The sequence below is a fragment of the Acidithiobacillus sp. TH-A36 genome, from assembly GCF_057473445.1.
In genome coordinates, this window is record NZ_JBYCKP010000497.1 from 1 (window position 1) to 1,860 (window position 1,860).

The 1,860-nt window shown below is 57.7% G+C and carries 2 protein-coding genes; one reads left to right on the forward strand and one right to left on the reverse strand.

Annotated elements, in window-relative coordinates:
• Positions 1-1,038 (forward strand): DHHA1 domain-containing protein (locus AC2VLY_RS12680; protein WP_486922394.1); only part of this gene is annotated, 1,038 nt, incomplete at its 5' end.
• On the opposite strand, the gene AC2VLY_RS12685 is transcribed toward AC2VLY_RS12680, so the two are convergent.
• A complete protein-coding gene (locus tag AC2VLY_RS12685; protein WP_486922396.1) occupies positions 1,035-1,727 on the reverse strand; it encodes a hypothetical protein in 693 nt (230 codons plus the stop codon). The two genes, AC2VLY_RS12680 and AC2VLY_RS12685, sit on opposite strands and share 4 nt — an antisense overlap.
• Between the last annotated feature and the right edge of the window lie 133 nt (positions 1,728-1,860).

Genomic DNA, 1,860 nt, shown 5'->3' on the forward strand with positions numbered 1-1,860 from the left:
GTGCATGTGGGTGTGCTGCAGTCGGGTCGCCTCCAGACAGGAGACACCTTGCTGGCCAGCGTGGATGAGCTGGCCCGGCGGGCGACCGCTGCCCATCATTCTGCCACCCATCTGCTTCATTCGGCGTTGCGCAATATTCTCGGTTCGCATGTCCAGCAGAAAGGTTCGCTGGTCAATCCGGAGCGGCTGCGCTTTGATTTCAGCCATCCCGAACCCCTGACTTCGGCGCAGTTGCAGGAGATAGAGCGCAGCGTCAATGCGGTGATTCGTGAAAATTATGCTGCCGATACGCAGGTTCTGCCCATTGCCGAAGCCCAGGCTCTGGGCGCCATGGCGCTGTTTGGTGAAAAGTACGGCGATGAAGTCCGCGTTGTGCGCATGGGCGACTTTTCACTGGAACTTTGTGGTGGTACGCATGTGCAGGCGCTTGGAGATATGGGGGTTTTCAAGATTCTCAGCGAAAGTGGCGTAGCAGCGGGTATTCGTCGTATTGAAGCCGTAGTCGGAGCAGCGGCTCTGGATCTTATCCAGCGCGATGAACAACGTCTGCAGACTGCTGCCAGCTTGCTCAAAGTAGCACCAGCGGATCTGGATCAGCGTCTGGCTCAGACCCTCGAGCGTCTGCGTCAACTTGAAAAAGAGTTAGAGAAAATTAAGCGCGATGAAGCAGCGCGGGCCGGTGCAGATCTCGCTGCCCGGAGTGAAGAGGTGGCTGGCGTGCCGGTTCTTATCAGCCGTCTGGAGGGTATGGATGGCAAGGCCTTGCGTGATGCGCTCGATCGTCTGCGCAGTCAGCTTCCCGAAGCCGTGATTGTCCTGGCCGGAGTTGAAGGGGAAAAAGTGGCCTTAATTGCTGCCGTTGCAAAAACCCTGGCAGGTCGTATTCACGCGGGAGATCTGGTGAATGTGGTAGCCTTGCCGCTGGGTGGTAAAGGTGGCGGCCGACCCGACATGGCCCAGGCTGGTGCCGGGAATCCGGCGGCACTGGATGATGCGCTCCAGGCCGCCCGCGATTGGGTCAGAAACAAGCTGGCCTAGTGGTTGCCCTGCCAGGGCTGGCTGTTGCCCTGATTCTGATGTCCATGGTCCGGTTTTGAACCTGGCTGCCCGCGACCCTGCCCCGGACCATTATCGGGACGTCCTTGTCCGGGTCTGCCTCCCGGGCGATTGAACTCTGGACGTCCTGGGGCCGGACGCTGAATGGGCTGCGGTCGCTGTTGCATCTGCGGACGATGGGGATGTTGAAACTGTGGACCACCGGGACGCCCCGGTTGCGGCCGCTGCTGCGGCCCTGGCATGGGCCTTTCTGCCGGACGGAAATGCCGCCAATGCGGGTCTCGGGAATAGCGGCCAGCATCTCTTTGGACGCGCTGCCAATCGCGATGATTCCAATGTCGCAATGCTGGCGGCGGAGCCGCTATGGGGCGCCACGGACCACGATAGCCCGGACCTGACCACCAGCGGTTGCCGTAATAATAATAGTAGTTGGAACCCTGATAAAAAATGGGTTGCGAAGCGCCATAGGCCGCATAAACACCCAGATTGCTCAGCCAGACCATCAAGGGCGGCGCCGTGAGAATGGCTGGGGGGTATCCTGGTGCTGCATACACTGGCTGGGTTCCTACATTGAGTTGTATATCTACGGGGCCAGCAAAGGCCGCACTACTCAATCCCAGTCCCGCCAGCACGGCGCTGGTCAAAAGACTTTTTATCCACAAATTTTTCATGATTATCATCCTCTCCGAAAAATCTTCAAAATGCGACTACATGGTACAGGACAAGATTTTTGCGCTATGCTTTTGCCTGTGAAATACAGATTAAGGTGTGTTGTCCCATGAATCGAGATGTAAAATGTAAATT

Excerpts from the sequence above, each read along its gene's own strand:
- AC2VLY_RS12685 (WP_486922396.1), bottom strand. The coding sequence starts at position 1,727 with ATGAAAAATTTGTGGATAAAAAGTCTTTTGACCAGCGCCGTGCTGGCG.